General features: G+C 47.0%; 28 protein-coding genes. 14 read left to right on the top strand and 14 right to left on the bottom strand.

Annotation, left to right across the window (positions count from 1 at the left end):
* Positions 1-17: 17 nt before the first annotated feature.
* Complete coding sequence (locus JaK3_RS03725; protein WP_068320955.1) at positions 18-923, bottom strand: NAD kinase; 906 nt, start codon at positions 921-923, stop codon at positions 18-20.
* Positions 924-960: 37 nt separating this feature from the next.
* Between JaK3_RS03725 and hrcA the strand changes: the two genes are divergently transcribed.
* From hrcA to dnaJ, 5 genes are all read left to right on the top strand, one after another.
* Positions 961-1971, top strand: a complete 1011-nt coding sequence (gene hrcA, locus JaK3_RS03720) for a heat-inducible transcriptional repressor HrcA (protein WP_068320877.1) — start codon at positions 961-963, stop codon at positions 1969-1971.
* A 41-nt stretch (positions 1972-2012) separates the two neighbouring features.
* Entirely contained in the window at positions 2013-3107 is a 1095-nt protein-coding gene (hemH, locus tag JaK3_RS03715) for a ferrochelatase (protein ID WP_068320875.1), read from the top strand.
* 66 nt (positions 3108-3173) lie between these two features.
* Positions 3174-3722, top strand: a complete 549-nt coding sequence (grpE, locus tag JaK3_RS03710; protein ID WP_068320874.1) for a nucleotide exchange factor GrpE — start codon at positions 3174-3176, stop codon at positions 3720-3722.
* Positions 3723-3878: 156 nt separating this feature from the next.
* Entirely contained in the window at positions 3879-5816 is a 1938-nt protein-coding gene (dnaK, locus tag JaK3_RS03705; protein ID WP_068320872.1) for a molecular chaperone DnaK, read from the top strand.
* A gap of 100 nt (positions 5817-5916) precedes the next feature.
* Entirely contained in the window at positions 5917-7053 is a 1137-nt protein-coding gene (gene dnaJ / locus JaK3_RS03700; RefSeq protein WP_068320871.1) for a molecular chaperone DnaJ, read from the top strand.
* 26 nt (positions 7054-7079) lie between these two features.
* Here dnaJ and panB read toward each other — a convergent pair whose 3' ends face one another.
* From panB to JaK3_RS03670, 6 genes are read right to left on the bottom strand one after another with little or no spacing between them, the layout of a single operon-like run.
* A complete protein-coding gene (gene panB / locus JaK3_RS03695; protein ID WP_068320867.1) occupies positions 7080-7898 on the bottom strand; it encodes a 3-methyl-2-oxobutanoate hydroxymethyltransferase in 819 nt (272 codons plus the stop codon).
* A gap of 17 nt (positions 7899-7915) precedes the next feature.
* Entirely contained in the window at positions 7916-8443 is a 528-nt protein-coding gene (folK, locus tag JaK3_RS03690; RefSeq protein ID WP_068320865.1) for a 2-amino-4-hydroxy-6-hydroxymethyldihydropteridine diphosphokinase, read from the bottom strand.
* A 52-nt stretch (positions 8444-8495) separates the two neighbouring features.
* Positions 8496-9896 (bottom strand): polynucleotide adenylyltransferase PcnB, encoded by a 1401-nt coding sequence (gene pcnB / locus JaK3_RS03685; protein ID WP_068320864.1) that lies wholly within the window; start codon positions 9894-9896, stop codon positions 8496-8498.
* On the bottom strand, positions 9893-10573 hold the full coding sequence (locus JaK3_RS03680) for a histidinol-phosphatase (protein ID WP_068320860.1): 681 nt from the start codon (positions 10571-10573) through the stop codon (positions 9893-9895). The genes pcnB and JaK3_RS03680 overlap by 4 nt, the downstream gene beginning before the upstream one ends.
* A gap of 18 nt (positions 10574-10591) precedes the next feature.
* The gene (hda, locus tag JaK3_RS03675) at positions 10592-11347 is read right to left on the bottom strand and encodes a DnaA regulatory inactivator Hda (RefSeq protein ID WP_068320858.1); all 756 of its coding nucleotides are present in this window, start codon (positions 11345-11347) and stop codon (positions 10592-10594) included.
* Positions 11348-11358: 11 nt separating this feature from the next.
* Positions 11359-12348, bottom strand: coding sequence for an AI-2E family transporter (locus tag JaK3_RS03670; protein WP_068320856.1), 990 nt, complete (start codon positions 12346-12348; stop codon positions 11359-11361).
* Between the two features lie 73 nt (positions 12349-12421).
* On the opposite strand from JaK3_RS03670, the gene purM reads away from it, so the two are divergent.
* The gene (gene purM / locus JaK3_RS03665) at positions 12422-13474 is read left to right on the top strand and encodes a phosphoribosylformylglycinamidine cyclo-ligase (protein ID WP_068320854.1); all 1053 of its coding nucleotides are present in this window, start codon (positions 12422-12424) and stop codon (positions 13472-13474) included.
* Between the two features lie 16 nt (positions 13475-13490).
* On the opposite strand, the gene miaA is transcribed toward purM, so the two are convergent.
* Complete coding sequence (gene miaA, locus JaK3_RS03660) at positions 13491-14495, bottom strand: tRNA (adenosine(37)-N6)-dimethylallyltransferase MiaA (RefSeq protein WP_068320852.1); 1005 nt, start codon at positions 14493-14495, stop codon at positions 13491-13493.
* Positions 14496-14553: 58 nt separating this feature from the next.
* On the opposite strand from miaA, the gene JaK3_RS03655 reads away from it, so the two are divergent.
* Positions 14554-15198 (top strand): VTT domain-containing protein, encoded by a 645-nt coding sequence (locus JaK3_RS03655; RefSeq protein ID WP_068320849.1) that lies wholly within the window; start codon positions 14554-14556, stop codon positions 15196-15198.
* Between the two features lie 44 nt (positions 15199-15242).
* On the opposite strand, the gene JaK3_RS03650 is transcribed toward JaK3_RS03655, so the two are convergent.
* Entirely contained in the window at positions 15243-16085 is an 843-nt protein-coding gene (locus JaK3_RS03650; protein WP_068320847.1) for a SirB1 family protein, read from the bottom strand.
* A gap of 5 nt (positions 16086-16090) precedes the next feature.
* Positions 16091-17644 carry a murein biosynthesis integral membrane protein MurJ gene (gene murJ / locus JaK3_RS03645; RefSeq protein WP_068320846.1) on the bottom strand — a complete coding sequence of 518 codons (1554 nt, stop codon included), beginning with the start codon at positions 17642-17644 and terminating at the stop codon, positions 16091-16093.
* Between the two features lie 151 nt (positions 17645-17795).
* On the opposite strand from murJ, the gene rpsT reads away from it, so the two are divergent.
* A complete protein-coding gene (gene rpsT / locus JaK3_RS03640) occupies positions 17796-18062 on the top strand; it encodes a 30S ribosomal protein S20 (protein WP_068320845.1) in 267 nt (88 codons plus the stop codon).
* A gap of 73 nt (positions 18063-18135) precedes the next feature.
* Here rpsT and JaK3_RS03635 read toward each other — a convergent pair whose 3' ends face one another.
* On the bottom strand, positions 18136-18450 hold the full coding sequence (locus JaK3_RS03635) for a DUF3579 domain-containing protein (RefSeq protein ID WP_068320842.1): 315 nt from the start codon (positions 18448-18450) through the stop codon (positions 18136-18138).
* Between the two features lie 152 nt (positions 18451-18602).
* On the opposite strand from JaK3_RS03635, the gene argF reads away from it, so the two are divergent.
* From argF to ppnP, 3 genes are read left to right on the top strand one after another with little or no spacing between them, the layout of a single operon-like run.
* Positions 18603-19550 carry an ornithine carbamoyltransferase gene (gene argF, locus JaK3_RS03630; protein WP_205627491.1) on the top strand — a complete coding sequence of 316 codons (948 nt, stop codon included), beginning with the start codon at positions 18603-18605 and terminating at the stop codon, positions 19548-19550.
* Between the two features lie 52 nt (positions 19551-19602).
* The gene (locus JaK3_RS03625) at positions 19603-20835 is read left to right on the top strand and encodes an argininosuccinate synthase (protein ID WP_068320838.1); all 1233 of its coding nucleotides are present in this window, start codon (positions 19603-19605) and stop codon (positions 20833-20835) included.
* A gap of 54 nt (positions 20836-20889) precedes the next feature.
* Entirely contained in the window at positions 20890-21195 is a 306-nt protein-coding gene (gene ppnP / locus JaK3_RS03620) for a pyrimidine/purine nucleoside phosphorylase (protein ID WP_068320837.1), read from the top strand.
* A 63-nt stretch (positions 21196-21258) separates the two neighbouring features.
* Here the strand turns inward: ppnP and JaK3_RS03615 are convergent, their stop codons facing one another.
* Both JaK3_RS03615 and JaK3_RS03610 read right to left on the bottom strand, forming a co-directional pair.
* Positions 21259-21711, bottom strand: a complete 453-nt coding sequence (locus JaK3_RS03615) for a DUF192 domain-containing protein (protein ID WP_082786362.1) — start codon at positions 21709-21711, stop codon at positions 21259-21261.
* Positions 21712-21795: 84 nt separating this feature from the next.
* A complete protein-coding gene (locus JaK3_RS03610; RefSeq protein ID WP_011903586.1) occupies positions 21796-21999 on the bottom strand; it encodes a cold-shock protein in 204 nt (67 codons plus the stop codon).
* A 276-nt stretch (positions 22000-22275) separates the two neighbouring features.
* Between JaK3_RS03610 and clpS the strand changes: the two genes are divergently transcribed.
* From clpS to JaK3_RS03595, 3 genes are read left to right on the top strand one after another with little or no spacing between them, the layout of a single operon-like run.
* Complete coding sequence (clpS, locus tag JaK3_RS03605) at positions 22276-22632, top strand: ATP-dependent Clp protease adapter ClpS (RefSeq protein ID WP_068320835.1); 357 nt, start codon at positions 22276-22278, stop codon at positions 22630-22632.
* On the top strand, positions 22629-24935 hold the full coding sequence (gene clpA / locus JaK3_RS03600) for an ATP-dependent Clp protease ATP-binding subunit ClpA (protein WP_068320834.1): 2307 nt from the start codon (positions 22629-22631) through the stop codon (positions 24933-24935). The genes clpS and clpA overlap by 4 nt, the downstream gene beginning before the upstream one ends.
* A gap of 43 nt (positions 24936-24978) precedes the next feature.
* Positions 24979-25212: a hypothetical protein gene (locus JaK3_RS03595; RefSeq protein ID WP_068320954.1), complete on the top strand. Its 234-nt coding sequence runs from the start codon at positions 24979-24981 to the stop codon at positions 25210-25212.
* 80 nt (positions 25213-25292) lie between these two features.
* On the opposite strand, the gene dut is transcribed toward JaK3_RS03595, so the two are convergent.
* Positions 25293-25742 carry a dUTP diphosphatase gene (gene dut / locus JaK3_RS03590; RefSeq protein WP_068320832.1) on the bottom strand — a complete coding sequence of 150 codons (450 nt, stop codon included), beginning with the start codon at positions 25740-25742 and terminating at the stop codon, positions 25293-25295.
* Between the last annotated feature and the right edge of the window lie 18 nt (positions 25743-25760).

Raw genomic sequence — 25760 nt, 5'->3', positions numbered from 1 at the left:
TAGCAAAAAACTCGACATCAGAATGTCGATGGGTACTCATTCCAGTGCAGCTTCTCACGCAAGGTTTTGTAGTCACTATGACTGCGTGGGTGCAACAGGGTAATTGTTTTGTCAGACTGACGAACTTCAATCTTGTCACCTGTTTGCAAATCAGTTTGTGATTGCATATCGAAGTTGACAATGACTTCTCGACCATCAACAACTTCAATAATGGTGACAGAATCTTCTGGCAGCACGATTGGACGATTCGAAAGTGAGTGAGGCGCAATTGGCGCTAGCAAGATGCCGGCTACACGGGGATGCAAGATGGGTCCACCTGCTGAGAGGGCGTAAGCCGTTGAGCCAGTTGGGGTCGACACGATCAAACCATCAGATCGTTGGTTGTACATGAATGAACCATTAACATGAACCGCCAATTCCACCATCCCAGAAATTCCAGAGCGATTTACGACCACATCATTTAGCGCTAATGCGCGATTGATTTCTTTGCCCTTGCGCAACACAACGGCATCAAGTAATGTACGAGTATCGGCTTCGTATTCGCCAGCAATGATTTTTGGAAGGGTATCCTGCACCGACTGAATGGGGATATCAGTCATATAACCCAGGCGTCCCATATTGATGCCTACTAGCGGCACATTGCTTCCTGCCAGTTGACGACCAATTCCTAGCATTGTGCCGTCGCCCCCGAGGACTACGACCAAATCAATTGCGCCGGCAAAGTCTTCTGCGGTCTTGGCGGGGAATTCTTTTAAACCCAAATGTTGGGCTGTGGCTGCCTCTAAAAAGACCTCGCAACCCAGGCTCTTGACCAACTTAGCCAGGTCCTTCAGGTGCTCATCAATGCCGTCAGCATGGAATTTGCCGACAAGCGCAACCCGGCTAAATGCCTTCTTGGTGGAATTTGGGGATGGGCTTAACATATAACGATTAAACCATAGGCATAAAATCCCTTCCACCATGGATGAACGTTCCCGCGCCCTACTCAAAACCCTCATCGAGCGCTATATCGAGGAGGGTCAGCCTATTGGCTCCCGCACTCTGTCTAGATACTCGGGTTTAGACCTGTCGGCAGCCACCATCCGCAATGTCATGGCGGACTTGGAGGATATGGGTTTAGTGACTAGTCCCCACACCTCTGCTGGCCGCATCCCTACCCCACGAGGCTATCGCTTGTTCGTTGACACCATGGTGACAGTCCGTCCTTTGGAGGAGATAGCAGCTCGAGAGGTGGAAAAAGGCCTTTTGCCGGACTCCCCGCAACGCGTTTTGACCTCTGCCGCTCAGATTTTGTCGAACTTGACTCATTTCGCTGGGGTGGTGATGACGCCGAAGCGCGCCCAGGTTTTTAAGCACATTGAGTTTTTGCGCTTAGGCGAAGGCAAGATCTTATTAATTATGGTGACCCCAGAAGGGGATGTGCAAAACCGCATCTTGCCGACTACTCAAGATTACACGCCAAGTCAACTCATTGAGGCAGGCAACTTTATCAATACCCATTTTGCGGGTAAAAGTTTTGATCAAGTGCGCCTACATCTGAAATCCGACTTAGACAATTTACGGACAGATATTTCTGGGTTGATGGCTTTGGCTTTGCAAAGCGGTGTTGCCGATTACGACATGAGTCGTGGCGACATGGTTTTATCTGGTGAACGTCGCTTGCTGAATGTTGGCGATTTAAGTTCTAACTTAGATAAGTTGCGCAAGATGTTTGATATGTTGGAACAAAAATCAGTCCTAATGCAATTGCTTGATGTATCGAGCCACGCTGATGGCATTCAGATTTTTATTGGCGGTGAGAGTGACTTATTGCCTTATGAAGATCTGGCTGTAATCAGCGCCCCATATAGCGTTGATGGGCAGATAGTTGGTACGCTTGGCGTCATTGGGCCAACTCGTATGGCTTATGACAGAGTGATTCCAATTGTCGATATCACCTCAAAATTATTGTCCGGGGCGCTGAGTTCCTAATCCTCGATCTATACCTATTAATTAACAAGAGACAAACTATCTTGAATCCGAACCCGCATCTACGTGCCTCCAAAACAGCAGTCTTAGTACTGAACTTGGGCACGCCCTCAGCGCCAACATCAAAAGCAGTGCGTGCTTATTTAAAAGAATTTCTTTCTGATCCGCGAGTCGTAGAAATTCCACGCATTATTTGGTGGTGCATTTTGAATGGCATCATTTTGCCAATTCGCAGTAGTGCCTCTGCAAAAAAATATGCCTCTATCTGGTTGCCAAAATTAGGCTCTCCTTTAATGCACTACTCACGTCTTCAGGCGAAAGAGCTCGGTGATAAATTTGCGAATGAGGGCCATACAGTGTTGGTGGATTTGGCGATGCGTTATGGACAACCCTCTACCCAGTCTGCCCTCGAGGGCCTGAAGGCACAAGGCATGGAGCGTTTATTGGTACTGCCTTTGTATCCTCAGTACTCTGCCACCACTACAGCATCCAGCTTTGATGAAGTCTTTCGTGTTTTGAGTACTTGGCGCGATCAGCCTGAATTGCGCTTGGTAAAGCACTATCACGATAACCCTGCTTATATTGCTGCACTTCGCGATCAAGTTTTAAGTAGCTGGGATAAAGATGGGCGACCAGACTTTGCTAAGGGTGACCGCTTTGTGATGTCGTTTCATGGATTGCCAAAACGCAACTTGATGAAGGGTGATCCCTACCACTGCGAGTGTTTAAAAACAGGACGTTTGCTTGGTGAGTCTCTTGGTTTGGAGCCGGGTCAATACCTTGTTACATTCCAATCACGCTTTGGTAAAGCAGAGTGGTTAAAGCCATATACAGCCCCAACGATTGAAAAGCTGGCTAAAGAAGGTTGTCAGCGGATTGATATTTTTTGTCCAGGATTTCCGGCCGACTGCTTAGAAACGCTGGAAGAAATTGCCATGGAGGCTCGCGAAACCTTCTTGGAGCATGGTGGCAAAGACTATCGTTATATTCCATGCCTTAACAGCAACCCTAAGTGGATTGAGGCTCTGAGCGATATTGCTCATCATCATTTACAGGGCTGGTCTTTGGGGACGGAGTCTGAGGCTGAATTAGCTAAGCGCGCTGAAAGAGCTGAGTTGGCTGAAAAAGCGAAGACTTGAAATTGAATTAATTGCCCCCATATTACAAAGTAATAGCCATCTTTAGAGAAAAGTAAAATAGCGTCTATGACACAAGAAAATCAAAACCCATCCCCAGAGCAAGAGAATCTTGCGGCAGATCCGGCCACTGAAGCTGCAGCAGAAACGCCAGCTGTAAAAACCCCAGAACAAGAAATTGCTGAACTCAATCAAAAGATTGGCGAGTTACAAGATAATTTTTTACGCGCAAAAGCTGAGGGTGAAAACATTCGCCGCCGTGCTGTTGAAGATATTGCTAAGGCGCATAAATTTGCGATTGAAAGTTTTGCCGAGCATTTGGTGCCAGTGACAGATAGTCTCTATGCAGCATTGAGTACTGATGCGGTGGATGCCAAAGCATTTAAAGAGGGATTAGAAATTACCCTCAAGCAATTGCTCTCCGCATTTGAGAAGGGTCGCATGACGGAAATTAACCCTGCGGTTGGGGATAAATTTGACCCCCATCATCATCAGGCGATCGCTTCGGTGCCATCAGAGCAAGAACCTAATACCGTGGTTTCAGTGCTGCAGCGTGGCTATACCGTGGCAGATCGGGTCCTCAGACCTGCTTTGGTAACGGTTAGCGCCCCCAAATAAAGAGAAAATCGGGGTAAAACCCCAAAAAAGGGATAAAAAAGGCAGATTTCTGCCTTTTTTGCTATTTAACCCCTTGAAATCCCTTTTTTAGACCCCATTTACTGGGTATCGAAATATTCATTAGTACAACAAACAATTTAATTTTTTGGAGCAATTATGGGAAAGATTATCGGTATCGACTTAGGAACCACGAATTCATGTGTTTCAGTCGTTGAAAACAATGCACCTAAAGTTGTCGAGAATGCCGAAGGCGCTCGCACAACTCCATCCATCATCGCTTACGTTGAAGATGGCGAAGTATTGGTTGGCGCGCCTGCAAAACGTCAATCAGTGACGAATCCTAAAAACACCATCTACGCAGTGAAGCGTTTGATGGGTCGTAAATTTACAGATCCTGAAGTGCAAAAAGATATTGGCTTGATGCCTTATTCAATTATTGCCGCTGATAACGGTGATGCTTGGGTTGAAGCACGCGACAAGAAAATGGCGCCACAACAAGTGTCCGCTGAAATTTTGCGTAAGATGAAAAAAACTGCCGAAGACTATCTCGGAGAAGAAGTGACAGAAGCGGTTATTACTGTTCCTGCATACTTCAATGACAGCCAACGTCAAGCAACTAAAGATGCTGGCCGTATTGCTGGCTTGGATGTAAAGCGCATCATTAACGAACCAACCGCAGCTGCTTTGGCATTTGGTCTGGACAAGCAAGACAAAGCTGATCGCAAGATCGCCGTGTATGACTTGGGTGGCGGTACATTCGACGTTTCTATCATTGAGATTGCTAACGTTGATGGTGAGAAGCAGTTTGAAGTGCTTTCAACTAACGGTGACACATTCTTAGGTGGTGAAGACTTTGACCAACGCATCATTGACTGGATCATTGCTGAGTTCAAGAAAGAACAAGGCGTTGATTTGAGCAAAGACGTATTGGCATTGCAACGCTTAAAAGATGCTGCTGAAAAAGCCAAGATTGAATTGTCATCCGCTCAACAAACAGAAATCAATTTGCCATACGTGACAGCTGACGCTAGCGGTCCTAAGCATTTGAATTTGAAGTTGACTCGTGCCAAGTTGGAGTCTTTGGTAGAAGAGTTGATCAAGCGTACCGCTGGTCCTTGCTTAACTGCCATTAAAGACGCTGGCGTAAACGTAGCAGATATCGACGACGTCATTTTGGTCGGTGGTCAAACACGTATGCCTGCGGTTCAAGACAAAGTAAAAGAAATCTTTGGTAAAGAGCCACGTAAAGACGTTAACCCAGATGAAGCAGTTGCTGTTGGTGCTGCGATTCAAGGTTCTGTATTGTCTGGTGACCGTAAAGACGTATTGCTCTTGGACGTTACCCCATTGTCATTGGGTATCGAAACTCTTGGCGGCGTAATGACCAAGATGATTCCTAAGAACACAACGATTCCTACTAAGCATTCACAGGTTTACTCCACTGCGGAAGACAACCAGCCTGCTGTAACTATTAAGTGCTTCCAAGGTGAGCGCGAGATGGCCGCAGCTAACAAATTGCTTGGTGAATTTAACCTCGAAGGCATTGCTCCTGCACAGCGCGGTATGCCACAAATTGAAGTGACCTTTGACATTGATGCCAACGGTATCTTGCACGTAACTGCAAAAGATAAAACGACTGGTAAAGAAAACAAGATCACCATCAAGGCAAACTCTGGCCTGACTGAAGAAGAAATTCAACGCATGGTTAAGGATGCTGAGGCGAATGCTGCTGAAGATAAGAAAGCATTAGAGCTGGTTACTGCCCGCAATACTGCTGATGCTTTGGCTCACTCAACCAAGAAGGCTTTGGAAGAGCATGGTGCTAGCTTAGAAGCCTCTGAAAAAGAAGCGATTGAAGCAGCCCTCAAGGACTTGGATGAAGCTATTAAAGGTAGCGACAAAGAAGCGATTGAAGCAAAAACAGAAGCATTGGGTAAGGCAAGTCAGAAGCTGGGCGAAAAAGTCATGGCTGCTGAGCAAGCTAAAGCTGGTGGCGCTGCTGCTGGTGCAGCTCCAGGCGGCGCAGCTCCTGGCCAAGCCCCTGATGCAGACGTTGTTGACGCTGATTTCAAAGAGGTTGATGACAAGAAGTAATTCTGAAATCAGACATTCATTGATGTAGTTTTGATGTACTTAAATAACAAGTCGGCCTCGTGCCGACTTGTGTCATTCAGGTTGTTGAGAGGAATAGGCCGTGCCTAAAAGTAAACGCGATTTTTATGAAGTGCTGGGTGTATCAAAAGGCGCCAGCGACGAAGAGCTAAAAAAGGCTTATCGCAAGATGGCGATGAAACATCATCCAGATCGCAATCCGGATAGTAAAACGGCTGAAGCTCAGTTTAAAGAAGTTAAGGAAGCCTACGAAACCTTGACTGACCCTAATAAGCGAGCTGCCTACGACCAGTACGGCCATGCTGGCGTTGATCCGTCGATGGGTGGTGGATTTGGTGGTGGCGGTTTCGGTGGCGGTGGATTTGCCGATGCATTCGGTGACATTTTTGGTGATATTTTTGGTCAAGGCGGTGGTCGCCAGTCCGGCCCACAGGTCTATAAAGGTGCAGACTTGCGCTACAACATGGACATTACGCTGGAGCAAGCTGCTGAGGGGTATACAACTCAAATTCGCGTACCAAGTTGGAGTAATTGCAAGCCCTGCCATGGCACTGGTGCAGAACCGGGGTCCAAGGCTGAGACCTGTACCACTTGTAATGGTCATGGTCAGGTGCGTGTACAGCAAGGCTTTTTCTCCATGCAGCAAACTTGCCCTAAGTGCCGCGGCACTGGCGAATACATTCCAAAGCCCTGCAAAACTTGTCACGGTACTGGAAAGCATAAAGAACAAAAAACACTCGAAATCAAAATACCAGCAGGTATAGATGATGGCATGCGCGTGCGTTCTGTTGGTAACGGCGAGCCCGGTATTAACGGCGGCCCATCTGGCGATCTCTATGTTGAGGTTCGCGTAAAGCCGCACAAAGTATTTGAGCGTGATGGCAGTGATTTGCATGTGCAAATGCCAATCTCTTTTGCAACCGCAACGATCGGTGGTGAAATTGAAGTGCCAACACTCTCTGGCCGCGTTGAGTTTCCGATTCCAGAAGGTACGCAGACTGGTAAGACATTCCGTTTGCGCAACAAAGGTATTAAAGGATTGCGTTCAACACTGGTGGGTGATCTTTTTGTTCACGTATTGGTGGAGACCCCGGTCAAACTGACTGATGAGCAGAAGAAATTGCTGCAGAAGTTTGATGACAGTCTCAAATCTGGTGGCGATAAACATAGCCCCCAGCAAAAGGGCTGGTTTGATGGTGTGAAGAGTTTCTTTAGCTAGAAATTGTTGAGTCGGCTAGCTGGCAATTAGCCAGCAAAGCCGTGCTCTGGCCCTGGGAATTTCCCAGACTTCACCTCTCGCACGTAAGCCTTAATAGCCGCCTCTACAGAGTGGTGACCATCCATAAAGTTTTTGACAAACTTAGGTGGCTTACCTGGGCTAATGCCCAGCATATCCTGAAGCACTAATACCTGACCAGAGCAATCTGGGCCAGCACCAATACCAATCGTTGGGATATGTAGCTCGGCAGTAATTCTTTCGCCTAGTGATGAGGGGATGGCTTCGAGCACAACCATTTGCGCGCCAGCTTCCTGACAAGCAAGTGCTTGTTCGAGCATGACGCTAGCCGCATCTTTAGATTTGCCTTGTACCTTGTAACCACCCAGGACGTGAACTGATTGTGGCAGTAGGCCCAAGTGTGCGCATACGGGAACACTGCGCTCTACCAAGTGACGAATGATATCTACTTGCCAATCGCCACCACCCTCAAGTTTGACCATGTCTGCACCAGCTCGCATCAGTTGAGTGGATGACTCTAATGCTTGAACTGGATCTCCATAGCTTGCGAAAGGAAGATCGGCAATCAAAAAAGCATGTGTATTGGCGCGGGCTACGCACTCGGTGTGGTACGCGACTTGCTCTACGGTCACCGGCGTTGTGCTGGAATGACCTTGAATCACATTACCAAGAGAGTCACCAACCAAAATTGTTTCAACCCCACAGCGATTCAGTAGCGCGGACATGGTTGAATCATATGCTGTGAGCATAGAAATTTTTTCACCCTCAGCATGCATTGCGAGGAGCTTGGTGATTGTGATTGGCTTATCGCCTTGTAAGTAACCCATGGCGAGAGTTTAATGAATTAATGCGCCGATTGGCTATAAACGTCTTTTTCCCCGCAATTGCAGTTCCTGCAGGGGAGTTTTTCAATTCTTTGGTGGGCAACATTCGGTAAATAGGCTTTGAGCTCACCCCATTGTGGCAAGAAGATTTCGGGGGCTATTTCCAGGAGGGGGAGGAGTACAAATGAACGCTCAATGATTTTGGGATGAGGAAGCATGAGCTCCGTCTCATTTTGAGTCACCCCTTCAAATGAGAGGATATCGAGATCAAGGGTACGAGGAGCATTTGCATAAGGGCGCTCACGACCGAACTCTTGTTCAATCGTTTGGCAAACATGCAGCAGGCCGTAAGGAGACAGTTCGGTTTCAACTTCAATAACGGCGTTGATGTAATCGCCGCCAGTAGCTTCAACGGGCGCACTTTGATAAAAGCAGCTTTTTGCCAGAATTTGGAGTTCAGAACGTAATGCTAAGCAAACAATGGCATCAGTAATGAGCTGACGCGTATCGCCAATATTGCCGCCAAATCCGATATATGCCCGTGCCATAGAGTTCCAAACTAGAGATGGAACTACTTTACTGAAATTTCTCTAAGTCTGCTTAGCTCGCTGCACCCTCTGGAGGGATGGCAGATTTTGGCTTTCTACGACGTCGTCTTTTGGCTGGGCTGGCAGTATTTCCGGATTCATTTTTAGCGCTAGCCATGAGCTCCTCTTGCCCGGCTGGATCTGCCGCAATGAAGTCTGTCCACCATTGACCAATTGCTGGATTTAGCTCCCCAGTAGCGCAGCGAAGCAGCATAAAGTCATAACCCGCACGAAAACGTGGGGATTCGATGAGGCGGAAGGGATAGCGGCCTACGCGTCTCTCAAAGCGCGGCTGCATTGACCAAATCTCACGCATATCGCTTTCAAAGCGTCTTTGAATGGTCATACCGCTACTTTGGGTGGCGATCGTGTCATCCATAGCATCATGAAGAGCAGGGATATTGGCCATGCCTTTGCTGGAGTTGGCTTTCCAGTTCTTCAATAGATCAGGCCAAAGCAATGTGGCGAATAAAAAGCCAGCTGAAACACTTTTTCCTGATTGAATGCGCTCATCCGTATTCGCCAAAGCAAGCTTTACAAAATCATTGGCGCCTTTGGAGTCCTCACCATCATCCAGAATGTGATCGAGCAGCGGTAGCAGTCCATGATGCAATCCTGCTTCTTTCAAGCCTTGAATTGCTCGCCAGGAGTAGCCTGACATCAAAAGCTTGAGAATTTCATCAAACAGTCTGGCCGAAGGAACATCGTTTAGTAATTTACCGAGTTTTGCAATTGGTGCGCGCGTAGCGCTATCCAATTCAAAACCAGTTTTGGCAGCAAATCGAACTGCTCTGAGCATGCGTACGGGATCTTCGCGATAACGTTTGGCTGGGTCACCAATCATGCGCAAAGTTTTCTTTTGCATATCTGCCATACCGCCGTGATAGTCGAGCACAGTCTCGGAGGATGGGTCGTAATACATGGCATTAATAGTGAAATCACGTCTCGCAGCATCTTCGCCCTGCGATCCCCAGACGTTATCACGCAGAATGCGACCGCTCTCTGCGACATGGTCTCCAGCGTTATCCAGTAAAGCCCTGAAGGTTGATACTTCAATGATTTCAGGATGGCCCTTACCAAAAAAGGTCACGTGAACAATCTGAAAACGGCGCCCAATAAGACGAGCTTTGCGAAATAATCTTTGAACTTGGTCTGGCGTCGCATTAGTAGCAACGTCAAAATCTTTAGGGCTAATTCCAAGAGCAAGATCACGTACAGCACCGCCAACAATAAATGCCTCGTAACCTGCTTGCTGCAAAGTATGGGTTACCTTAACTGCATTCTTGGAAAGTAAGTGAGGGTCAATGCGATGTGATTTTTTAGGTATACGTTTTGGCGCTCCAGTATTGCTTGCGTGTGTATGCTTGACCATCGGGTCACGCCGCAAAATACGTTTGATAAATTTAGTGATCATGCAAACAATTCAAGAATAGGCCAGTTACGCTGTTTGGCTTCGTTGCGAAGGCGATCGTCTGGATTGGTGGCGACAGGATGGCTGACCTTTTCAAGTAAGGGTAGATCATTCATCGAGTCAGAATAAAAATAACTGTAAGGCAAGGTGTCCAGTGACAGCTTTTGAGAAGTTAGCCAATCATGCAGGTTCTGAATCTTGCCTTCCCGAAAATTAGGGATGCCGCTGACTTCGCCAGTGTAATTAGCCAAAGGCTGGTTGTCCTTGGTAGCTGGCTCCGTTGCAATCAGATGCTCAATGCCAAAGCTTTCTACGATAGGACGCGTTACAAAACTATTGGTCGCCGTAATCACACAGCAAAGATCACCTGCATCTTGGTGACGTTTAACTAGATCTAGTGCTTCTTGTCGGAGTTGTCCGTTAATCACTTCTTTCATGAAGGCGTCATGCCATTCTTTGAGTTGAGCACGGGAGTGCTCAGAAAGCGGCTTTAGAGCAAAGCGAAGAAACTCATGAATGTCGAGCTTGCCTTCTTTGTAGTCTTGGTAAAAACGTTCATTCTGCCTTGCGTAGTATTCGCTATCAACAACGCCAATGCGAGCCAAAAATTGGCCCCATTCATAATCGCTATCGCAGGGCAACAGGGTGTGGTCTAAATCAAAAAGGGCTAACTGAGTCACGAATGAATATCTAATTAATTATTTGGGCTGCAAGAGCTCGCGTACAAGCGGCAAGGTTACAGCACGTTTTGTTTCTAAAGAATAAGCATCTAAAGCATCGATCAAGGCCATTAAGCTGGGCATATCTCGATAGAAGCGGCTTAATAACCAAGGCAACACATCGGGCGACAAAACTAGCCCACGGGCTTTGGCTGCCTCGCCTAATGCCTGTATTTTCTCATCATCATCCAAAAGCTGGGTTTGAAACACCAAACCCCAGCCCAGCCTTGTTCGTAAGTCTTCACGAAGCTTCAAATTTGCTGGGGCAGCTGCGCCAGCCATAAAAATATGGATTGCTTTGCTAGCTTGTACGGCATTCAGAATCCGAAATAAGGACCCCACCAGACGATCATCCAATTGGTCTACATCATCCACGGTAATGACTGATGGAGTGTTAGTTTGCGCAAGCGCACTAATGTTTTCTTCTAACCGAACCCAGGATGCTGGTTCTGATGCTGTCAGGGCAATGTGTTCTAAGTCTGCGTGCTCTGCCGCATTGCCAATCGCATTTAGTAAATGTGTGCGTCCAGATCCTTCCGGTCCCCACCAATAAATCCAGCGCTGATTTAATGGGTTGTCGGAGCCTTCATTTGAAGAACCCTTCCATGAGCTTTCGATATTTTGTAAAGCAGATATCAGTGCGAGATCTTTTCCTGGGAGATAGTTTTCTAGGCTCGCTTTGGGTGAGTGGCTAATATCTAACGCAAATTGTTTTGGAAGCGGAGGTGTGTTCATTACTGCCAAATTTATTTTTGATACCAAGCGCTTTGCGTATAGATAGACCAAAGGTACTTAACTAGGACCAGGCTGACAGCGCTGATAGGCAATGCCAGTAGGACGCCAAAGAAGCCAAATAACTTGCCGAATAAAAGTAAAGCAAACAATACTGCTACTGGATGCAAGCCAATGCGCTCGCCAACCAAGCGGGGCGTTAGGAAGAAGCCTTCTAAGAATTGCCCAATGCCAAACAAGATCAGTACGCCAACAATTTCAGTGCCTGGACCAAATTGAAGAAGCGCTGATAACACTGCAAGTGTTAGACCTATAGTGATGCCGATATACGGGATCACAATCATGAGTGCGGTAAACACGCCAAGCGCTGCCGCACCCTTGACGCCAATGAAACTTAAGCCTGCGCTGTAATAAATCGCCATGATCGAGATGACGATCAACATGCCGCGCAAGTATTGCGAAAGCAATCCATCGGTATGCATGGCGAGGTGATGAACAGTTTCTTGCGCGCGAACCGGAACCAGACCTTTTACAAGTCCAAAAAAATGATTCCAGTCCATTAACAAATAAAACATCACAAAAATGATGAGCACTGCATTTACAAATCCTGCAATGACTGAGCTTCCAGACATCAACACAGTGTTGAAAGTGGAGGTCATTAAGCTGTCCGCGTTGTCATTAATATGCTCAGTAATTTTTTGAGTGGCGCTTTCCCTAAGGGTTCCCCAGTCGAGGTTGATGTGCAGTTCGCTGAGCTTTGGGCCAAGCCAGGCTTGAGTATTGGCGATCCAATCAGGCAATTGGGCCTTAATTAGGGGGATTTCATACTTGAGGAGGCTTACGAGCAGGCTCAGGATGAAGAAAACGAGGCATAGCCCTATCAACATGCTGACCAAAGCGGCTAGCGCTCGAGGTAGGCGATGCTGCTCAAGCCACAGGCAAACAGGGCGTAGGGCATACGCCAGAATGAATGCGGTGAGAAAAGGGGTAAAAATTTCGGCCATCTTGCTTCAATCCTCTAGAATTCAATGATTCTACTGACGAAGTAGCATTTTTTACTAATATTCCGGCTCCAATATGACTTCATCTTCTAATTCCTCCTCAAATGGCCTTTCCTACCGTGACGCTGGTGTCGATATTGACGCCGGAGACGCCTTGGTTGATCGCATTAAGCCGCTTGCCAAAAAGACCATGCGTGAGGGCGTTTTGGCTGGAATTGGCGGTTTTGGAGCCCTTTTTGAGGTGCCTAAGCGCTATAAAGAGCCAGTATTGGTGTCTGGTACGGATGGAGTAGGAACTAAGCTCAGGTTGGCTTTTGAGTGGAATCGTCACGAAACCATCGGTCAAGACTTGGTAGCCATGAGTGTGAACGACATTCTGGTGCAAGGCGCTGAACCCCTCTTTTTCTTGGATTACTTTGCTTGCGGCAAGTTGACTGTTGATACTGCAGCAACGGTTGTGGGTGGTATTGCCAAAGGCTGTGAGCTATCTGGTTGCGCATTGATTGGTGGTGAGACTGCAGAAATGCCTGGCATGTATCCACCTGGTGAATATGACCTCGCTGGATTTGCAGTGGGCGCAGTTGAAAAATCCAAAATCATTACTGGTGCGACGATTGTTCCAGGTGACGTTGTGTTAGCAATTGGATCTAGTGGTGCTCACTCCAACGGTTACTCATTGGTACGAAAAATTATTGAACGCGCTGGCGCAAAGCCAAGCGATGATTTAGGCGGTCGCCCATTGGGTGATGTGGTTATGGCACCAACAGAAATTTATGTGAAGCCACTTCTCAAATTGATTTCTGAAATCAATGTAAAAGGGATGGCACACATTACTGGCGGTGGTTTAGTGGATAACGTGCCACGCGTACTTCCAGAAAATACTCAAGCTGTTTTGCATCGTGACAGTTGGCAAATGCCAGAGCTCTTCCGTTGGTTGCAAATGAAGGGTGGCGTAGCTGACGCAGAAATGGTACGCGTATTTAACTGCGGTATTGGCATGGTTGTCATTGTCTCGCCAGATCAAGCAGACACTGCGATTAAGTCATTGACAGCGCAAGGTCTGAAGGCTTGGACGGTCGGCGAAGTGGTTGAGCGTCCAAAAGATGCGCCACAAACTATCGTTATTTAAGCTGGTATCTACCAACTTATTTTTTTAAGTTACTTTTGCAGTATTCCAGTGCAGCCTTCAACTCTTTGGGGTTGAAGGGATCAAATGTTTTTCTTCCATCTATTGCACGCAGCCATGTGAGCTGACGCTTGCCAAGCTGTCTGGTTGCTGCCAATGCTTTGTAGCGCATTTCTTCGGCATCAATTTCCCCATTGAGAAATTCCCAGGCTTGACGATAGCCAACTGAGCGAATTGCCGGTAAGTCAGCATGTAATTCGGTGTTAGCGCGTAATGCCCTCACTTCGTCCATGAATCCTGCCGCAAGCATTTCATCAAAGCGCTTTTCTAAGTTGAGATGTAAGCGTTTGCGATCGCTGGGTTCAAGTGAAACTAAATCAATCCATGATGGAATGGCAGAACCTTCTCTGCCATCTTCACTTGGCGAATCAGCCAGCAACACTGACATTGGTTTGCCGGTAATTTCAAAAACTTCCAGAGCACGCTGTACTCGTTGAGAGTCATTGGGCTTCAAGCGAGCAGCCGTATCAGGGTCTACTTTGGCCAGTTTGTCATGCATAGCTGGCCAGCCAATATTTTTACCCTCTTCATCCAGGCGGGCGCGAATTTCTGGATTAGCTGGTGGCAGAGAAGATAGGCCATGTGCCCAGGCACGCCAATACAACATTGTTCCACCAACAACTACTGGAATATTTCCACGCTCACGAATCTCAGTGCAGAGACGTTTTGCATCCTTGGCAAAGCGAGCCGCTGAATACACTTCAGTTGGATCGATGATGTCAATTAGGTGATGAATGACCGCCGCTTGTTCAGCCTTGGTAGGTTTGGCGCTGCCAATATCTAAACCGCGATAAACCAGCGCAGAATCCATGCTGATGAGTTCAATCGCTAAACCAATGGATTTTGCATACTCAGCCAAGGACATGGCGAGGTGGGTTTTGCCTGCACCAGTAGGCCCAACAATACAAAGAATGGGGGCTTCATTTAGAGCATGCATAGGCTGAATGTAGGGTTCAGTTGGCATACCCGATTATAAGAGCCTGTTAATATCCGCAACAACCCATAAATTAGAGAGCGAGCGAATGGATACCCTTTTGCAATTAGGCGATTTATTACTGCATATTGATAAACATCTCGATGTAGTGATTCAGCAATACGGCCCTTGGGCTTATGGCCTCTTATTTGCAATTGTTTTTGCGGAAACGGGTTTAGTTGTTGCACCATTTCTGCCCGGTGACTCACTCTTATTTATTGCAGGCGCTTATTGCGCTACCGAGCATTTCAATATCTGGACTTTATGTATCGGTTTATTGGTTGCGGCAATTGCAGGCAATACGGTGAACTATTTCATTGGTCGCTGGATTGGTAAAAGAGTCTTTAGTAGTAAGTCCCGCTGGATTGATCAAGGCGCATTATTAAAAACCCATGCCTTTTATGAAAAGCATGGCGGCAAGACCATTATTGTTGCGCGCTTCTTGCCCATCATTAGAACTTTTGCACCGTTTGTTGCTGGCGTTTCAGAAATGAACTTCTCGCGCTTTCAGTTATTCAATGTCACTGGTGCTCTGCTCTGGGTTTTCAGTTTAGTTATTGCAGGTTATTTCTTTGGCAATATTCCAGTGATACGTCAAAACCTCAATGTAATCGTATTGATTGGTATTGGCGCAGCAGCGATACCAGTAGTGCTGGCGGCGCTCTATAAAATTTTCCAGCGCAAGAAAATTTAAAAGAATACGAAAAAACTTAAGCTAAAGCCAAATCTAGATTGGCTTTAGTGCAGCTTAGTTTGACTTTCGAGTGTAGCAATATGCTCGCGAATATCACCGGCATCTTCAGCTTCTGGCATTTCGCTTAGGTAGCGATGCATGTCTTCTAGGGCGGGACGCAAATACTCAAGCTGCGCAAAGATCAGGCCACGGTCTCTGACCTCTTCAATGGAGTCGGGCAGTAGAATCACCAAGCGTTCCTGAATGCCCAATAAACGTTCCCAGCGCTCATGCTCTGAATAAATCATTTTGAGGTTTCTAAGGAAGCGCGACAGGATTTCCCGTGAGCTTGAGGCACGTAGGAAGATGTTGAGTGGCAGACTGAGCTCACCTCGATAGCCTTTGGCATCCAAATAAGGGTCGAGCATTTCTTGTAGCTGCGTCTTGGAGAGTGATTCGCCAGTTAAAGGATCCATGATCACTTCGCCTTGTTGCAAGGAGATGCGCATCATGAAGTGATTGGGAAACGAAACGCCGCGAATTTTTAAACCAATTTGATTGCCTAGTTCAATCATCAAAATTGCCAATGAGATTGGTATGCCTCTGCGATTCTCTAGAACGTAATGTAAGTATGAATTTTCTGGAGCATAAAAATCATTCTGGTTGGGGCCAAAGCCCAACTCTGTATAAAAGAAATGCTTCAGAATTTGCAGGCGCTGAACCGGTGATGTATCTGGCGTTACGCGCGACTTTAATTTATTGCCCAATTGATCAAGCTTATCAAGCACGCCCTGGACGTCTAAATCCGGATAGGCATGTTGTGCGACAGCGATCGCAGCTTCAGTTAAAGGGAAGTGTTCGTCTTCAGCAACTAAGGAGGTGAAGTAGTCGAGTTGTTGTGTTGGCATAAGGGCTATTTTGCATGACGCAAGAATTTTTGCCAGCGAATTCCAACTAAGCCTAGGGATGCAAAGTAAACAATTGCTGCAACAGCTAACCAGGCGGCTAGTAAGCCAACTCGCAACCATGGTTCGGCTTGTAAGGCGATCCAATTATGTGCGCAGGCGGCGTAAAAAAGTACTGCTGCGAAGGGGATGAGGGCAAACAGTAGCTGCCCCAAGTATTTGACCCAGGCAGAGCTAGGTAAGGCTCCGCGGCGATGTAGGCCTACCCAAAGGAGGGCGGCGTTCAGGCAGGCACCCGCCCCTACAGAGAGGGCAAGGCCAGCATGACCAAGCCAGGGAACAAAAACTAGGTTGGCCAGTTGGGTTGCCACCAAAACAAGTAAACCAATTTTTACTGGGGTGCGGATATCTTGGCGAGAGTAAAAGCCGGGCGCTAGGATTTTTACGAGAATTAATCCAATGAGGCCAACACCGTAAGCTGCTAGTGCACGTTGGGTCATCATCACATCCAGTGCATTGAATTTTCCGTAGTGATACAGCACAGCTGCGAGAGGTTCTCCAAAAATAAAGAGCGCAAGGGCACATGGTGCAGCCAGTAAGAATGTTAGTTGCAAACCCCAGATGAGTAGTTCACCGGCGTGAACTAAATCTTTTTTTGCATTCGCTTTGCTCAGGCTAGGTAAGAGAACGGTGCCAAGGGCAACCCCAAGAAGTGCGGTTGGAAACTCCATTAAGCGGTCTGCATACGATAGCCATGACACGCTGCCAGCCTGCAAGCGTGAAGCGATATTGGTGTTAATAATGAGAGAGATTTGTGCAACCGATACAGCAAATACTGCGGGCCCCATCAGCTTGAGTACGCGTCTTGCATCAGGATTGGAGACGGCCGCTTTAATTGCTCCTGGCAATAAGCCAATGCGAGGCAAAAGACCGAGACGAGAGAGCGCTGGTACCTGAATAGCTAATTGCAAAACGCCGCCCAGTAAAACGCCAATGCTCAGGGCGTAAATTGGTTGCTCTAAGTGGGGCGCCAAAAATAGGGCGCTACCGATCAGGGCTAAATTCAGTAAAACAGGGGTAAAGGCGGGAATGGCAAAACGCTGGAATGTATTGAGAATCCCTGCTGAGAGTGAAACTAGGGAAATAAGGCCAATGTAGGGGAACATGATCCTGGTCATGACCACGCTGGCCTCATAAGCCGGACCACCCTTAAATCCGGTAGCGATAGCCAAAATGAGTACTGGGGCGCCAATGACGCCCACCAATACCGTGAGCAGCAAAGCCCAAAATAAGAGGGTGGCGACCGCATTTACGAGGATTTGGGCCTGTTTTTGGTCACCATTGCTGGAGATTTCCCCCAAAATCGGCACAAAACCCTGGGAAAAGGCCCCTTCGGCAAACAACCGGCGCAGCAAATTGGGTAGCCTAAAAGCCACATTAAAGGCATCTGTCCACTCCGAAGCCCCGAAACTACGGGCGATCAGGGTCTCCCGGAGCAGGCCCGTAATACGGGACAGCATGGTCAGGGAGCTGACCTTGGCGGCGGCAGAAAGCAGATTCATGAGCCGATTTTCACCTATTTATCGGTCGGCTGGGCTTTTTTGCCCCTTTAAGGTAAAATCTTGGGTTTTGGCGAGCTTGCTTATGAATCTGGCAAGTCCGCAAGATTTTTAACTAATCGCATTTTGCAATTTATAGAGGCAAGGTTTAAAGATGGCCAATACAGCACAAGCGCGCAAGCGTGCACGCCAAGCAGTAAAACAAAACGAACATAACTCCAGTTTGCGTTCAAAGCTCCGCACTTCCATCAAGGCAGTTCGTAAAGCGATTGAAACTGGTGACAAAGCAGCTGCTGCAAAAGTATTCGCAGCGACTCAAGCAACAATCGACAAGATTGCTGACAAAAAGATTGCTCACAAAAATACTGCTGCTCGTCAGAAGTCACGTTTGTCCGCAGCTATCAAGGCGATGGCAGCGTAATACGTTTTTAGTTTTAGGCTGGTCGAAGTAGTTTCGATCTAAGCCCGCTCCTCATCAGAGCGGGTTTTTGTTTTTAAGGCTGGGTTGGGGCTGCTGGGTTGAACTCACATGCCTCTTCGATTGGTAGGCTGTTGTCTTTGGCAAAGTTCATGACAAAGTCTAGCGCTCTAGGATCTAGGTCCCCTAGTCTAGTATCAATAACAACGCATTTCACTTTTGCAATTAGTACGGGTCTGACGTAGGGCGAATAAGTGAAGCGAGGGTCCCCGGAGTCACCGGGTGGGCGAAAAGTAGCCATCACCCCGCACAGACGCTCCGCCCAATCGCTGGGCCGAAATGGTTTGCCAGAAGTGGTAATGCCTTGAATGAAAAGCTTTTTGTGGTTCAAGTTCGCGTAATGATGGTTGTAGAAAATAGTATTACTAAGCCCTCTAGCTTAACAGCCTGGGTTGGCCGTAAGATGACTTTAGGGTCCATTTTCGTGCAGCCGAATGTTTGAAGAAAAAAATGCAAGCCAAAACTTTAGTAGAAAGCTCAACTATGACATCCTTGGCAAAGCCGCAAGTGCCCGGTCAGGTAAAGCACTATCTGCAGTTTTCTGACCTCGCTCGCGAGGAATATGACTATTTACTCAAGCGCTCTGCATGGCTAAAGGCTAAGTTCAAGAGTTATGAAACTTGGCATCCGCTGCATGACCGAACTTTGGCGATGATTTTTGAGAAGCATTCCACTCGTACGCGTTTGTCGTTCGAGGCGGGCATTCACCAGCTTGGTGGACATGCCGTATATCTGAACACCCGCGATACTCAGTTAGGCCGTGGTGAGCCTGTAGAGGACGCTGCGCAGGTGATTTCAAGGATGACTGACATCATCATGATCCGCACCTTTGGTCAGGAAATTATTGAGCGCTTTGCGTCTAATTCCCGCGTTCCAGTAATAAATGGCCTGACCAATGAATTTCATCCTTGCCAAGTTCTGGCTGATATCTTCACTTTTGTTGAGGCGCGTGGCCCAATTCAAGGCAAGACCGTCGCCTGGGTAGGTGATGCAAACAATATGGCCTACACCTGGCTACAAGCTGCTGAATGCTTAGATTTTCAGTTGCGCTTCTCTGCACCAGAAGGTTATCAACTGGATCCAGCGCGTTTGACGCCTAATGCGGCAAAGCATTTGACGATTTGCGGCGATCCTAAAGATGCCTGTAAAGGCGCTGACCTGGTGACCACCGATGTTTGGACCAGTATGGGCTATGAAGATGAAAATACTTCACGCATGAATGCCTTCCAAGACTGGATGGTGGATGAAGAATTAATGGCTGTGGCCAAACCAGACGCTTTATTTATGCATTGCTTGCCAGCCCATCGTGGCGAAGAAGTTTCAGCTGGAGTGATTGATGGCCCGCAAAGTATTGTTTGGGAAGAGGCGGAAAATCGTTTGCATGTCCAAAAGGCCTTGATGGAGTATTTGCTTTGTGGCCGCTTGGATTAATTGAGTAAAAATTTTTGTAATTCGTTTTAATTTATTTTTGATTGAATAAAAAATGTCCGATATTAAAAAAGCAGTCTTAGCGTATTCCGGTGGTCTCGATACAAGCGTGATCTTGAAGTGGCTTCAAGATACCTATGGCTGTGAGATCGTTACCTTTACTGCGGATTTGGGTCAAGGCGAAGAGCTCGAGCCAGCACGCGCCAAGGCTTTGCAATTTGGTATCAAACCAGAAAACATTTTCATCGATGACTTGCGCGAAGAGTTCGTGCGCGATTTCGTGTTTCCGATGTTCCGTGCGAATACGATTTACGAAGGTGAATACTTGTTAGGCACATCTATTGCCCGCCCTTTAATTGCTAAGCGTCAAATTGAAATCGCTCGTTTAACTGGTGCTGATGCTGTATCTCATGGTGCCACTGGTAAAGGTAATGACCAGGTGCGTTTTGAGTTGGGTTACTACGCATTAGAGCCAGGAATCAAAGTGATTGCTCCTTGGCGTGAATGGGATCTGCTGTCACGTGAGAAGTTGATGGCCTACGCAGAAAAGCATGGCATTCCAGTTGAGATGAAGCATAAGCAAGGTGGTTCGCCTTATTCCATGGACGCCAACTTATTGCATATTAGTTATGAAGGCCGTCATTTGGAAAACCCAAATGCTGAAGCTGAAGAGTCTATGTGGCGTTGGACTGTTTCCCCTGAGAAGGCTCCAGATGCTCCAGAGATTATCGAAATTGAATTTAAAGCGGGTGATCCTGTTGCAATTAATGGCAAAGCGTATAAGCCACATGAATTGCTTGCTGAATTAAACCGTATTGGCGGCATGCACGGCATCGGTCGTTTGGATTTGGTAGAGAACCGTTTTGTTGGCATGAAGAGCCGTGGTTGCTATGAAACCCCTGGCGGCACCATCCTGCTCAAGGCTCACCGCGGTATCGAAAGTATTACTCTGGATCGCGAAGTAGCCCACTTGAAAGATGATTTGATGCCACGCTATGCAAGCTTGATCTACAACGGCTTGTGGTGGGCGCCAGAGCGCTTAGCTTTGCAAACATTGATTGATCACACTCAGCAAGCTGTCAATGGCGTAGTCCGTTTGAAGCTCTACAAAGGTTCTGTATCTGTGATTTCACGTGATTCAGCTAATACTTTGTTTGATCAGAATATTGCGACCTTTGATGATGATGGCGGTGCTTATAACCAGGCAGATGCTGGCGGATTTATCAAACTCAATGCCTTGCGTATGCGTATTGCTGAAACAGCAAAGCGCAAGCGCGCTAAGAAATAACGAAAAGCAAATTCAAATAAACGATTAGAACTAAATAGAATAGAAAGAGTCAGCATGCAATTTGATCAAGTTTCCGTAGGTAAAAAAGCTAATGTATTTTTCGATGGTAAATGTGTTTCTCATACCGTGACATTGCCAAATGGCGAACGTAAGTCAGTTGGTGTTGTATTGCCAAGCACCTTACGCTTTGACTTAAGCACTAGAGAAGTTATGGAAGTGGTTGATGGCACTGCTTTTGTCAGCATCAATGGCGCTCCTGAGCAAGAATTCAAAGCGGGCCAAAGCTGGGAAGTGGAAAAGGGCGGTTATTTCATTATTCGCGCCGAGCAACCTGTTCACTATGTTTGCCATTTTGAGTAAATAAGCATTTCTATAAAGCAAAACGCAGACCGAGGTCTGCGTTTTTTATTACCTTTTAATTTCTTACCTCTTCGGTAGACCAGTGACCACAGTGCCTGGAACGATCACTCTTTCTGAGAACCATCGTTTGTTCATTTCTAACGCATAACGCACGGCAGCTTTAGGGCAGTGATTATTGGTTGTGTCTGCCTGCATCTCTTCGATGTTCACTATCTTGCCGTCATCCGCAATGAATGCAATGGATAGCGGGATCTTGGTGTTGTTCATCCAGAAGCAATGACCCGCCTTTTGTTCGAACACAAACAACATTCCAGAATTGGTTGGCATGCTTGTGCGGTTCATGAGGCCAACTTCTCTTGCTTTGGGTGTATCCGCTAGCTCAGCCTGAATACGGTAGATGCCCGCTTTGAGTTCAATGGTGGGTAGGCCTGTATTGACTTGAGCTTGCGCAAGGCTGGAGCCAAGGAGAAAAAGGCGTGCAAATAGTTTGATGAAGTTGTTTTTTGAAATAAGCATGTTGTGCATTTTAAGTGAGGCAAATTGCAGACGAAAAAAAACCCAGGAACGAATCCTGGGTTTTTAATAATGATCTAAGGACTATTAAGCCGCTTGGATATTGGTAGCTTGCTTGCCTTTAGGACCTTGGGTAATGTCAAACGTTACCTTTTGGTTTTCCTTGAGGGTTTTGAACCCAGGCATAGTAATTGCGCTGAAATGCGCGAACAACTCTTCTTCACCATCATCAGGTTTGATAAAGCCAAAACCTTTTGCATCATTGAACCACTTAACAATTCCGGTCGCCATGCGAACTCCATTACATAAACTTAAAACAACCGTGATGAGGGTAAATACTTTTTAATCAGTCTCAATCCACAACACGCCTAAATAGAACCTCTCTTGAAGCCTACCCCCTGATTGTTTGCCCTTTTTGGAGGGGTGTCAAGGAGTTATATGCACCTACCCCCTAGTAAATACCCCTTTTTTTATCGAAAAATGCCCCAATATGGGTTTAAGAGGGGTTTTTGCGTGGTTTTCGCAACAAGACCCTATGAAATTAAAGTTTCAATATCTGTGTTTAGAATGTTTCTCATGAGTCGCGCACCAAAAAATCCCACTACTGGCAACCCCGGTAATCCATATATTGAAGACACCATTCTTCTCGAAAAGCAGGTCGAGCAAGTTAAGGCGCCTTCGATGTATAAAGTTTTACTATTAAATGACGATTACACACCAATGGAATTTGTGGTGATGGTGATTCAGGAGTATTTTAATAAAGATCATGAAACAGCTACACGCATCATGTTGCAAGTGCATTTGGTAGGTAAGGGCGTTTGCGGAATTTTTACTCGCGATGTTGCTGCCACAAAAGTGCATCAAGTTATAGAACTCTCCCGTGAAGCGGGTCATCCACTACAGTGCACTATGGAGGAAGCATGATTGCCCAAGAATTAGAAGTGAGTTTGCACATGGCGTTTGTTGACGCAAGGGCATCGCGACATGAGTTCATTACGGTCGAGCATTTGCTTGCGGCCTTGCTTGATAACGCTACCGCTGTCGAGGTTTTAAAAGCCTGCGCCGTCAATATTGCAGAGCTGCGCGCCCAGCTCAAAAACTTTATTAATGACAACACGCCCGTAGTGCCCGGTAATGATGAAGTCGATACACAACCGACATTAGGTTTTCAGCGTGTTATTCAGCGCGCCATCATGCATGTGCAATCTACATCGAATGGTAAGAAAGAAGTGACTGGCGCAAATGTATTGGTTGCCATCTTTGGTGAAAAAGATTCACACGCAGTGTATTTCTTGCAACAGCAAGGCGTTACACGATTAGATGTAGTGAACTTCATTAGTCATGGCGTTCGCAAAGATCAGTCTGAGCATGTGAAGCCTGCTGAGCCTACTCAAGAGACTGAGGAGGCCGGTTCTTCTGGTAAAGAGAGTCCTCTTGAGCAGTACACGCAGAACCTTAACGTGATGGCCCGTCAAGGCAAGATTGACCCATTGATTGGGCGCGAGAGCGAGGTAGAGCGTGTTATTCAAGTCTTGTGCCGCCGCCGTAAGAACAACCCATTGTTGGTTGGTGAGGCTGGCGTAGGTAAAACAGCGATTGCCGAGGGCTTAGCCTGGAGAATTGTCAAAGGCGATGTTCCTGATATTTTGGCCAATGCTACGGTTTACTCATTAGATATGGGTGCGCTCTTAGCGGGCACTAAATATCGCGGTGATTTTGAGCAGCGCTTGAAGAGTGTTCTCAAGTCCCTTAAAGATCATGCCCATGGTGTTTTGTTTATTGATGAGATTCACACATTGATTGGCGCTGGTGCAGCATCAGGCGGAACATTAGATGCAAGTAATTTGTTAAAGCCTGCACTGTCTAATGGTCAGCTTAAATGTATCGGCGCAACCACCTTTACAGAGTACCGCGGCATTTTTGAAAAAGATGCCGCCCTATCTCGTCGCTTCCAAAAAGTAGATGTAGTAGAGCCAACAGTGGATCAAACAGTACAAATTCTGCGTGGGTTGAAGTCTCGTTTTGAAGAGCATCACAGTGTCAAATATGCGGCCGGCGCTTTGGTTGCAGCTGCAGAGCTTTCAGCTCGCTACATTAATGACCGTCACTTGCCTGATAAGGCGATTGACGTCATCGATGAGGCCGGTGCTGCACAACGCATCCTGCCTAAGTCTAAGCAGAAGAAAACCATTGGTCGTCCAGAAATCGAAGAGATCGTTGCAAAGATTGCGCGTATACCGCCACAGTCCGTTACCGTGGATGATCGCAGCAAGTTGCAGACTTTGGATCGCGACATTAAGAGCGTAGTGTTTGGTCAAGATCCTGCAATTGAAGCATTGGCTAGCGCCATTAAGATGACTCGCGCCGGTCTTGGCAAGATTGACCGTCCGATTGGCTCTTTCTTGTTCTCCGGTCCAACTGGTGTTGGTAAGACTGAGGTAGCTAAACAGCTCGCTTACATCCTTGGTATTGAGTTGTTGCGATTTGATATGTCTGAGTACATGGAGCGTCATGCAGTGAGTCGTTTAATTGGCGCGCCTCCAGGTTATGTTGGCTTTGATCAAGGCGGCTTACTGACTGAGGCAGTCAATAAGAAGCCACATTGCGTACTCTTGCTTGATGAGATTGAGAAGGCGCATCCAGATATCTTCAATATTCTCTTGCAGGTAATGGATCATGGAACCCTGACGGATAACAATGGTCGTAAGACTGACTTCCGTAACGTGATCATCATCATGACTACCAATGCTGGTGCAGAAGCGATGCAGAAATCTACCATCGGCTTTACCAATGCCCGTGAGTCAGGCGATGAAATGGCTGATATCAAGAAGTTCTTTACGCCAGAGTTCCGTAATCGTTTGGATGCCATCGTTTCCTTCAAGGCGCTCGATGAGTCCATCATCATGCGCGTTGTTGACAAGTTCTTGATGCAGCTCGAAGAGCAATTACATGAGAAGAAAGTAGATGCTACTTTCAGTGCTGCATTGCGTGCACACCTTGCTAAGCATGGCTTTGATCCTTTAATGGGTGCTCGCCCAATGCAACGCATCATTCAGGACACTGTGCGCAAAGCGCTGGCTGACGAGCTTTTATTTGGTAAGCTAGCCCAAGGCGGTCATGTGGATGTTGATATTGATGCGGATGGCAAAGTGCTCTTGAACTTTGATGCACCGGTATTGCCAGGAAAGCGTGCTAAGGCTGATGTGGCACCAGCCGAAGAAATTTAATGAACCCATTTATTTAAATAAATACAAACCAAAAAAGGAAAATATGTCCCATCACGATAAATTACTCGAAGCTTTTGAAACCTACAAAGCTGAAAATGAAAAGTTTCAAGGCAAAGGCATTAAAGCTTCTGCTGCTCGTGCTCGTAAAGCGTTGCAAGAGATTGCTGGTTCTTGCAAAGAGCGCCGCAAAGAAATTACTGCTGAAAAAGAGTCTCGTGAAGGTGCTGGTGCTGGCATGTCACAAGATGCTGCTCGCAAAGCGCATATTCGTAAATAAGCAATTTGTGCTCAAAAGAAAAGCCACCTACGGGTGGCTTTTTTGTTTCAACGATACGGGCGTTAAAAAATGGGTATGGCTTAAGCTCTGCCTGTACTGCCAAAACCACCTGCACCACGACTGCTTTCGGTGAACTCTTCTACTACTTTAAGTTCCACCTGTTGCACGGGCATCACCACCAATTGGGCCAAGCGCTCCATCGGCTCCAGTTTGAATGGGGTTGAGCCACGATTCCAGGTGCTCACCATCAGCTGGCCTTGGTAGTCGGAATCGATTAGGCCCACTAGGTTGCCCAGTACGATGCCGTGCTTATGACCTAAGCCTGAGCGCGGGAGAATGAAGGCTGCATAGCCTGGATCTTCCACATATATTGCCAAGCCAGTAGGCACAAGAACGGTTTGACCTGGGGCAATTTCGATCGCCTCATCAATGCAAGCGCGCAGATCGAGTCCAGCACTACCAGGTGTGCCATAGGTTGGCAATTGGTCGCGCATACGTTCATCGAGAATTTTGACTTGGAGAGATTGCATGGAATTTCCTAAAACGGG

Source organism: Polynucleobacter yangtzensis (genome assembly GCF_001595965.1).
GTDB classification, from domain to species: Bacteria; Pseudomonadota; Gammaproteobacteria; order Burkholderiales; family Burkholderiaceae; genus Polynucleobacter; species Polynucleobacter yangtzensis.
Note: the sequence above shows the minus strand (reverse complement) of the source record. Positions and strands in the feature narration are given on the sequence as shown.

Bases quoted from the DNA above. Each gene is read 5' to 3' on its own strand.
- grpE (WP_068320874.1), top strand. From the start codon at position 3,174: ATGACACAAGAAAATCAAAACCCATCCCCAGAGCAAGAGAATCTTGCG.
- miaA (WP_068320852.1), bottom strand. From the start codon at position 14,495: ATGCCAACTGAACCCTACATTCAGCCTATGCATGCTCTAAATGAAGCC.
- JaK3_RS03650 (WP_068320847.1), bottom strand. From the start codon at position 16,085: ATGCCAACACAACAACTCGACTACTTCACCTCCTTAGTTGCTGAAGAC.
- hrcA (WP_068320877.1), top strand. From the start codon at position 961: ATGGATGAACGTTCCCGCGCCCTACTCAAAACCCTCATCGAGCGCTAT.
- JaK3_RS03595 (WP_068320954.1), top strand. From the start codon at position 24,979: ATGTCCCATCACGATAAATTACTCGAAGCTTTTGAAACCTACAAAGCT.
- hda (WP_068320858.1), bottom strand. From the start codon at position 11,347: ATGAACACACCTCCGCTTCCAAAACAATTTGCGTTAGATATTAGCCAC.
- purM (WP_068320854.1), top strand. From the start codon at position 12,422: ATGACTTCATCTTCTAATTCCTCCTCAAATGGCCTTTCCTACCGTGAC.
- JaK3_RS03610 (WP_011903586.1), bottom strand. From the start codon at position 21,999: ATGGCGACCGGAATTGTTAAGTGGTTCAATGATGCAAAAGGTTTTGGC.
- JaK3_RS03670 (WP_068320856.1), bottom strand. From the start codon at position 12,348: ATGGCCGAAATTTTTACCCCTTTTCTCACCGCATTCATTCTGGCGTAT.
- JaK3_RS03655 (WP_068320849.1), top strand. From the start codon at position 14,554: ATGGATACCCTTTTGCAATTAGGCGATTTATTACTGCATATTGATAAA.
- JaK3_RS03725 (WP_068320955.1), bottom strand. From the start codon at position 923: ATGTTAAGCCCATCCCCAAATTCCACCAAGAAGGCATTTAGCCGGGTT.
- pcnB (WP_068320864.1), bottom strand. From the start codon at position 9,896: ATGATCACTAAATTTATCAAACGTATTTTGCGGCGTGACCCGATGGTC.
- clpS (WP_068320835.1), top strand. From the start codon at position 22,276: ATGTTTCTCATGAGTCGCGCACCAAAAAATCCCACTACTGGCAACCCC.
- dnaK (WP_068320872.1), top strand. From the start codon at position 3,879: ATGGGAAAGATTATCGGTATCGACTTAGGAACCACGAATTCATGTGTT.
- argF (WP_205627491.1), top strand. From the start codon at position 18,603: ATGACATCCTTGGCAAAGCCGCAAGTGCCCGGTCAGGTAAAGCACTAT.
- dut (WP_068320832.1), bottom strand. From the start codon at position 25,742: ATGCAATCTCTCCAAGTCAAAATTCTCGATGAACGTATGCGCGACCAA.
- panB (WP_068320867.1), bottom strand. From the start codon at position 7,898: ATGGGTTACTTACAAGGCGATAAGCCAATCACAATCACCAAGCTCCTC.
- folK (WP_068320865.1), bottom strand. From the start codon at position 8,443: ATGGCACGGGCATATATCGGATTTGGCGGCAATATTGGCGATACGCGT.
- murJ (WP_068320846.1), bottom strand. From the start codon at position 17,644: ATGAATCTGCTTTCTGCCGCCGCCAAGGTCAGCTCCCTGACCATGCTG.
- JaK3_RS03615 (WP_082786362.1), bottom strand. From the start codon at position 21,711: ATGCTTATTTCAAAAAACAACTTCATCAAACTATTTGCACGCCTTTTT.
- rpsT (WP_068320845.1), top strand. From the start codon at position 17,796: ATGGCCAATACAGCACAAGCGCGCAAGCGTGCACGCCAAGCAGTAAAA.
- ppnP (WP_068320837.1), top strand. From the start codon at position 20,890: ATGCAATTTGATCAAGTTTCCGTAGGTAAAAAAGCTAATGTATTTTTC.
- JaK3_RS03625 (WP_068320838.1), top strand. From the start codon at position 19,603: ATGTCCGATATTAAAAAAGCAGTCTTAGCGTATTCCGGTGGTCTCGAT.
- clpA (WP_068320834.1), top strand. From the start codon at position 22,629: ATGATTGCCCAAGAATTAGAAGTGAGTTTGCACATGGCGTTTGTTGAC.